Source organism: Streptomyces sp. CNQ085 (genome assembly GCF_022614595.1).
Lineage (GTDB): Bacteria > Actinomycetota > Actinomycetes > Streptomycetales > Streptomycetaceae > Streptomyces.
This window is the reverse complement of record NZ_JAJFAU010000122.1, coordinates 1-6,616: the sequence shown is the minus strand read 5'-3', so window position 1 is coordinate 6,616 and position 6,616 is coordinate 1. Positions and strand designations below refer to the sequence as shown.

7 protein-coding genes are annotated in these 6,616 nt (G+C 73.3%); 5 read left to right on the top strand and 2 right to left on the bottom strand.

Going from position 1 to position 6,616, the window contains the following annotated elements; genetic code table 11:
* The first annotated feature begins 347 nt into the window (after window positions 1-347).
* Complete coding sequence (locus LJ221_RS18515; RefSeq protein ID WP_241717852.1) at window positions 348-1,928, top strand: ABC transporter substrate-binding protein; 1,581 nt, start codon at window positions 348-350, stop codon at window positions 1,926-1,928.
* 150 nt (window positions 1,929-2,078) lie between these two features.
* A complete protein-coding gene (locus LJ221_RS18510; protein WP_241717859.1) occupies window positions 2,079-2,750 on the top strand; it encodes a uracil-DNA glycosylase in 672 nt (223 codons plus the stop codon).
* 40 nt (window positions 2,751-2,790) lie between these two features.
* On the opposite strand, the gene LJ221_RS18505 is transcribed toward LJ221_RS18510, so the two are convergent.
* The gene (locus tag LJ221_RS18505) at window positions 2,791-3,225 is read right to left on the bottom strand and encodes a DUF3224 domain-containing protein (protein ID WP_241717851.1); all 435 of its coding nucleotides are present in this window, start codon (window positions 3,223-3,225) and stop codon (window positions 2,791-2,793) included.
* A 105-nt stretch (window positions 3,226-3,330) separates the two neighbouring features.
* Between LJ221_RS18505 and LJ221_RS18500 the strand changes: the two genes are divergently transcribed.
* Together LJ221_RS18500 and LJ221_RS18495 are read left to right on the top strand one after the other, a co-directional pair.
* On the top strand, window positions 3,331-4,350 hold the full coding sequence (locus LJ221_RS18500) for a YafY family protein (protein ID WP_241717850.1): 1,020 nt from the start codon (window positions 3,331-3,333) through the stop codon (window positions 4,348-4,350).
* A gap of 92 nt (window positions 4,351-4,442) precedes the next feature.
* Window positions 4,443-4,949, top strand: a complete 507-nt coding sequence (locus LJ221_RS18495) for a hypothetical protein (protein WP_241717849.1) — start codon at window positions 4,443-4,445, stop codon at window positions 4,947-4,949.
* On the opposite strand, the gene LJ221_RS18490 is transcribed toward LJ221_RS18495, so the two are convergent.
* Entirely contained in the window at window positions 4,937-5,365 is a 429-nt protein-coding gene (locus tag LJ221_RS18490; protein ID WP_241717848.1) for a hypothetical protein, read from the bottom strand. The two genes, LJ221_RS18495 and LJ221_RS18490, sit on opposite strands and share 13 nt — an antisense overlap.
* Window positions 5,366-5,616: 251 nt before the next feature.
* Here LJ221_RS18490 and LJ221_RS18485 point away from each other — a divergent pair, with 251 nt between their 5' ends.
* Window positions 5,617-6,522: a Gfo/Idh/MocA family protein gene (locus LJ221_RS18485; RefSeq protein ID WP_241717847.1), complete on the top strand. Its 906-nt coding sequence runs from the start codon at window positions 5,617-5,619 to the stop codon at window positions 6,520-6,522.
* The last annotated feature ends 94 nt before the right edge of the window (window positions 6,523-6,616 follow it).

The window sequence follows — 6,616 nt, the reverse complement described above, 5'->3', positions numbered from 1 at the left end:
CCCCCCCCCCCCCCCCCCCCCCCCCCCCCCCCCCCCCCCCCCCCCCCCCCCCCCCCCGGTGCGCGTCCTGAAACGGCTCCCGTACTCTGTGCGACCGCCCGGTCCGCCGCGGACAAAGTCCTGATCTTGCCCGGTCCAGAAGCCTGTCAGCCCCGTCATATGCTGCGGTAGGGTCTGCCACGTCCTCGGCACGACAGGCCCGTTGAGACCCTGCCGTACGTGTGGTGGCGCGCGCTCCGCACAGTGGCGCGCGCTCCGTCCCGTCAGCCGGTGGATCCCCCACAGCAAGCCAGGCAGTAGTGGCATCCAGTGGCATCTAGTGGCATAGCCGACCGAGGAGCGTGCAAGTGTTCAGCCAGAACAAGCCTCTGAAGGGCGCAGTCGTGCTGGTGACAGTGGCCCTGCTCGCTGGATGCGGCTCGCTGCTCGGTGAGGACGAGAACGAGGAGGCCATCGTGGTCGGCACCACGAGCACGCCGAGCGTCCTCGACCCGGCCGGCGCCTGGGACGGTTCGTGGGAGCTGTACCGGAACATCTACCAGACCCTGCTGCACTTCCCGAGCTCCAGCGGCACCCCGGAGGCCGACGCCGCCCAGCGCTGCGGTTTCACCGACGCCGTCAGCAGCGTCTACCGGTGCGTCCTGAAGAAGGACCTGACGTTCTCCAACGGCAACGAGCTGGACGCGGAGGCGGTCAAGTACTCCATCGAGCGCACCCTGAGGATCAAGGCGCCCACCGGTCCCGCCCAGTTGCTGCAGAGCGTCGACCGCATCGAGACCTCCGGCGAGCGGACGATCATATTCCACCTCAAGCGACCGGACGCGACCTTCCCGCTGGTCCTGGCCACCCCCGCCGCGTCCATCGTCGACCCCGCCGCATACCCGGCCGACCGGCTGCTGGAGACGGACAAGACCAGTGGCTCCGGGCCCTACCTGCTCGACGGCTACGAGGAGGACGAGCGGGCCGAGCTGGTCAGGAACCAGACCTACAAGGGCTCCGCGGAGGTCAAGAACGACGCCGTGACCGTCCGCTACTTCAAGGACTCGGTCAAGATGGTCGAGCACCTCAAGAGCGGCGAGGTCGACCTCATCTACCGCGGCCTGACCCCCGAACAGATCGACGACTTCGGGAAGAACCGCAGCGATCACCCGGACATCAAGCTCAACGAGGTCTACGGCACCGAGATCCGCTACCTGGTGTTCAACCCGCAGCACGACTCGGTCGCCGAGCCGGCCGTCCGCAGGGCGATCGCCCAGATCATCGACCGCAAGGCCCTGGTCCGCAACGTCTACAAGCGCACCGCCGCCCCGCTGTACTCCATGGTCCCCGGCGGGATCACCGGCCATACCAGCGCCTTCCACGAGGAGTACGGCGAGCCCAGCGTGGAGAAGGCCCGCGGCATGCTGGGCCAGGCCGGGATCGACGGGAAGGTGAAGCTGACCCTCTGGTACACCACCGACCGCTACGGTGCGACGACCGCCGAGGAGTTCGCCGAGATCGAGCGGCAACTGGAGGCCTCCGGACTGTTCGAGGTCACCTTGGAGGGCCGCGAGTGGCGCGACTTCCAGGAGGGCATCACCGAGGGGCGGTACCCGGTGTTCGGCCGCGGCTGGTTCCCCGACTTCCCGGACGCGGACAACTACATCTCGCCGTTCGTCGGCGAGGAGAACGCCCTGGGCACCCCGTACGAGCACGACGTCCTGACCGGCACGCTGCTGCCCAGATCCCGCAAGGAGAGCGACCGGGGCGCGGCCGGCGCAGCCTTCACCCAGGCGCAGAAGATCCTGGCCGAGGACGCCCGCCTGCTGCCCCTGTGGCAGGGAAAGCTCTACATCGCCGCGCACAAGGACATCGCCGGCGTGGAGTGGAGCATCGACTCCTCGACGATCATGCGGCTGTGGGAACTCGACCGCAAGAAGAGCTGGTGACCCGCGCGGGCGGGCGGTCACCGGCGGCCGCTCGCCGCTGACCGCCCGCCCGCGCGGCATGACTGTCAGCGGTCACCGGTACGTTCTGGGGGCACGCGCCCGGTCCGGGCGCGCGGAACCGACACCGGAGGTCTGTCCCACGTGAACGCCATGCTGCCCGAGTCCTGGCAGAAGGTCCTCGGCGACGAGCTGGAGAAGCCCTACTTCAGGGAGCTAACCGAGTTCGTCGAGGACGAGCGGGCACGCGGGCCGGTCTACCCGCCCCGGGAAGAGGTCTTCGCGGCACTGGAGGCCACTCCGTACGAGCAGGTCAAGGTCCTCGTCCTCGGGCAGGACCCGTACCATGGCGAGGGGCAGGGCCACGGGCTGGCGTTCTCGGTACGGCCCGGGGTGCGGACCCCGCCGTCTTTGCGCAACATCTACAAGGAACTGCGGGCGGACCTGGGCTGCCCCGTCCCGGACAACGGCTATCTGATGCCGTGGGCGAAGCAGGGTGTGCTCCTGCTCAACGCGGTGCTGACGGTCCGGGCCGGGGAGGCCAACTCCCACAAGGGCAAGGGCTGGGAGAAGTTCACGGACGCGGTGATCCGCGCCGTGGGCGCCCGCCCCGACCCGGCCGTCTTCGTGCTGTGGGGCAACTACGCGAAGAAGAAGCTGCCGCTGATCGACACCGACCGGCACACGGTGGTCCAGGGCGCGCACCCCTCGCCGCTGTCGGCGAAGAAGTTCTTCGGGTCGCGCCCCTTCAGCCGGATCGACGAGGCGATCGCGGCGCGGGGGCACACGCCGATCGACTGGTGCCTCCCCGGTCTCGGCTCCTGAGCGTCTGCCCGGAGGCGGGCCGGCCCGCTCCTGGACCGGCTCAGCCCAGCTCGTAGTCGAAGGCGTAGGCGACGGACGGCTCGCCGTGCACGGCGGTGAAGCCGCCCGTCCCCCGCAGCCCGGCCAGCTCACCGGTGGCCGAGCCGGGCACCACCTCGAAGACGCAGCGCACGGCGCCCTTCTCGTCGAAGGTGCCGTGCTCGGCGAGCACGAAGGAGCCCACGCGCCCGTCGAGGGCGCCGGAGAGCAGCTCGTGGCCGGTGAAGCTCCCGGCGGTGCCGGGCTCTCCCGCGGTGTAGACGATGGTGTACGCGCACGAGGTCCCGGTGGCCTCGATGCCGCCGGTGAAGTGGTTGGTGACGACGGCGGAGGCCAGCTTCGGGCCGCTCCCCGTGATGTCACCGCCGCCGGTCTCCGCGACGACCGTCTCCTGCCAGTCGGCGAAGGTGAAGCTGCCGGTGGTGTGCGTGGTCATGGAACTCCTCACAGGGGGCGCCGCGGGCCCTTCCCGCGCCGGCCGCCACCACTGTCCCGCCCGTACCTGACACCTCCTGTCAGGTACAGGCGGCAGACTGTCGCCATGCGTGCCGACCGCCTCCTGCAGATGCTCCTGCTGCTCCAGAACCGGGGCCGGATGACCGCACCGGAACTCGCCGCCGAGCTGGAGGTCTCGGTCCGCACTGTCTACCGCGACGCCGAGGCGCTCGTCGCCTCCGGCGTGCCGCTGACCGCCGGGCGGGGACCTGAGGGCGGCTACCGCCTGATGGAGGGCTACCGCACCCGGCTGACCGGCCTCACCGGCGAGGAGGCCGACTCCCTGTGGCTCGCCGGGATGCCGGGCGCCGCGGCCGAACTGGGGCTGGGAGCCGAACTGGCGACCGCCCAGCTCAAGCTGCGCGCCGCGCTCCCCGCGCAGCTCGCCGAGCGCACCCGGCGCGTCTCCGAGCGCTTCCACCTCGACGCCCCGGCCTGGTTCCGGGACGCCGACCCCGTACCGCACCTGGCGCGCGCGGCCGAGGCCGTCTGGGAGCAGCGGACGGTGGGTGTGCGCTACCGCCGCTGGAAGGGCGAGGTGCGTCGTGAGCTGCATCCGCTCGGGCTCGTCCTCAAAGGCGGCATCTGGTACCTCGTCGCCCGGTCCGCTCCCGGCCCGGAAGACGGCGGTGGAGCCCGGCCGGGCGAGGAGGTGCGAACCTACCGGGTCTCGCGCGTCCTCGCCCTCGACGGGCCGGGCGAGCGCTTCGAACGGCCCGCCGGCTTCGGCCTGGCGGCGTACTGGGCCGAGACCAAGGGGCGCCTGGAGACCGGCCGACTGCGGGACGAGGCGCTGCTGCGGCTCTCCCCGCGCGGCCTGGGGCTGCTGCCCATCCTGTTCGGCGCGGTGGGCGCGAGGGCGGCCCGTGAGGCGGACGGGCCGGACGGCGACGGCTGGGCGCGGGTGCTCCTCCCCGTGGAGAGCACCCCCGTGGCGGTGAGCGACCTGCTCCGGCTCGGCGCGGAGGCGGAGGTGCTCGGCCCGGCCGGGCTGCGCGCGGCGGTGGCGCGGGAGGTGGAAGTTCTGGCGAGCAGGTACGGACGGGGCACCGGTGAGAGCGCCTGAGGGCCGCGGCGGCCCTTGGCGGTTAGCGTCGGAGGACGGCGCGGGAAGTGCTTCCGCGTCACCGGTACCGGCACCACCGCACAGGAGAGCCCGTGGCGGAGCATCGGCAGGAGACGGGGGCGGCGGGGGAGGAGGGGAGCGCGGCGGGCGAGCCGCTGCCGACCAGGATCGGCCAGGCGGTCATCCTGCACCGCGGCGGGGACCGGGAGGAGGCGCGCAACCGGCTGGCGCGCCTGTGGGAGGAGACGGGCGAGGACGGCGACCCGTTCCACCGCTGCGCCATCGCCCACTATCTGGCCGGCGCCCAGGACGATGCCGTGGCCGGGATCGAGTGGGACCGGCGCGCCCTGGCCGTCGCGGAGACCCGGGCCGGGGACCGGGTGGCCGTGCGGGCCCTGCTTCCCTCGCTCCATCTGAGCCTGGCCGCCGGCCACGCCGGGCTCGGTGACCGCACCGCCGCCCGGCGCGAACTGGCCCGGGCCCGTGCGAGGGCCGAGGAGTTGCCCGAGGACGCGTACGGGGCGGGCATCAGGGCCGCCATCGGAAGTCTGGCGCGGCGACTGGCGGTTGCCGGAGGGCCGCCGGATCAGTCGCCGTAGACCTGGCGGCAGGTCCGGGCCGGTTCGCCGTCCGCGGCCCAGCCGCCGTACGCCTCCCCGAGCCCGCACACGTCCGGGCCGGGCCGCCCGGTGGTGCTGCCGGGGGTGCGCCCCGGCCGTCGGGGCGCCGGACGGGCGGTGGGCCGGCGGGCCGGGGCGGACGCGGATGAGGCACTGGAGCGGGGCCGGGGGGAGGCGCCGGGGCTCTCCGGGCCGTCCTCGACCCTGGTGAGGGCCTCCCGTGGGGGGCCGGGGGCCCGCGGTGGTTCGGTGTCCCGCCGCGGCAGGGCGGGGCCGCTGGGCCGGGGAGGCGGCCCGCTCTCCTCCGGCCGCTGACCGCCCGCCACCGTGACGCACCCCGAGACGGCCGCCAGGGCGGCTCCGGCCAGGAGCAGGGCACTCCTCACATGTCGCACGCCGCCCACTGTGCTGCACCGCGCGGCCGCTGGGAACTCCCCGCAGGAGTGATGCGAGTGGCTCATGTGTTTCCTGTGCCTGGTGCGGCAAGCGCGCCCTGTGCGACAGGTGACCGTCCCCGCCCGCCCCGCGTACAGCCGCGTATGCTGCCGGTCCGGGGGAACGCGGGACGGCGGCGGAACGGCCGTGCCCGAGCGCCCCGGACAGCGCCGGACGGCGCCGGAGTTACGGCGAAACCAAGGGGGTCCCCGTGAAGGTCGCAGTGATCGGACTCGGCGACATCGCGCAGAAGGCGTATCTGCCGGTGCTCACCGCCCGGCCGGGGCTGGAGCTCCATCTGCACACCCGCACCGGCGCCACCCTGGAGCGAACGGCCGAGGCCCACCGGATCCCCGGCCCGCAGCGGCACACGGATCTGGACGGACTGATCGCGGCCGGCCCCGACGCGGCCTTCGTCCACGCGCCGACGGCCGAGCACCCCGCGATCGTCGCCCGGCTGCTGGAGGCCGGGGTGCCCACCTACGTCGACAAGCCGCTGGCCTACACCCTGGCCGAGTCCGAGTACCTGGTGCGCCTGGCCGGCCGGCGGCGCGTCCCGCTCGCCGTCGGTTTCAACCGCCGCCACGCACCCGGCTACGTCCAGTGCCTGGAGCACCCGCGCGATCTGATCCTGATGCAGAAGAACCGCGTCGGGCTGGCCGCCGATCCGCGCGAGGTGGTCTACGACGACTTCATCCACGTCATCGACACCCTCCGCTTCCTGCTGCCCGGGCAGGCCGGGCACATCGACGTCCGCGCCCGGGTCAGGGACGGGCTCCTGCACCATGTGGTGCTCCAGATGTCCGGCGACGGCTTTACCGCGATCGGGGCGATGAACCGCATGAGCGGCAGTGCGGAGGAGATCCTGGAGGTCTCCGGGCGGGACGCCAGGCGCCAGGTGCTCAACCTCGCCGAGATCGTCGACCACAAGGGCCAGCCCAGCATCCGCCGGCGCGGGGACTGGGTGCCGGTGGCCCGCCAGCGCGGCATCGAGCAGACCGCCTCGGCCTTTCTCGACGCCGTGCGCGCCGGGCGGCACCTGGACGCCGAGGACGCGCTGCGCACCCACGAGCTGTGCGAACGGGTGGTCACCGCCGTGCTGGAGCAGGCCGGGTAGCCGCCCCCCGCGCCCCTGGCCGGCTTCCGCGCGGCCCGTGCCGGGAACGGCGCACCGCCGCCACGGCCGCCGCCGACAGCAGCGAGCCCAGCGC

Coding starts and splice junctions, on each gene's coding strand:
- LJ221_RS18505 (WP_241717851.1), bottom strand. CDS start 3,225: ATGACCACGCACACCACCGGCAGCTTCACCTTCGCCGACTGGCAGGAG.
- LJ221_RS18510 (WP_241717859.1), top strand. CDS start 2,079: ATGCTGCCCGAGTCCTGGCAGAAGGTCCTCGGCGACGAGCTGGAGAAG.
- LJ221_RS18500 (WP_241717850.1), top strand. CDS start 3,331: ATGCGTGCCGACCGCCTCCTGCAGATGCTCCTGCTGCTCCAGAACCGG.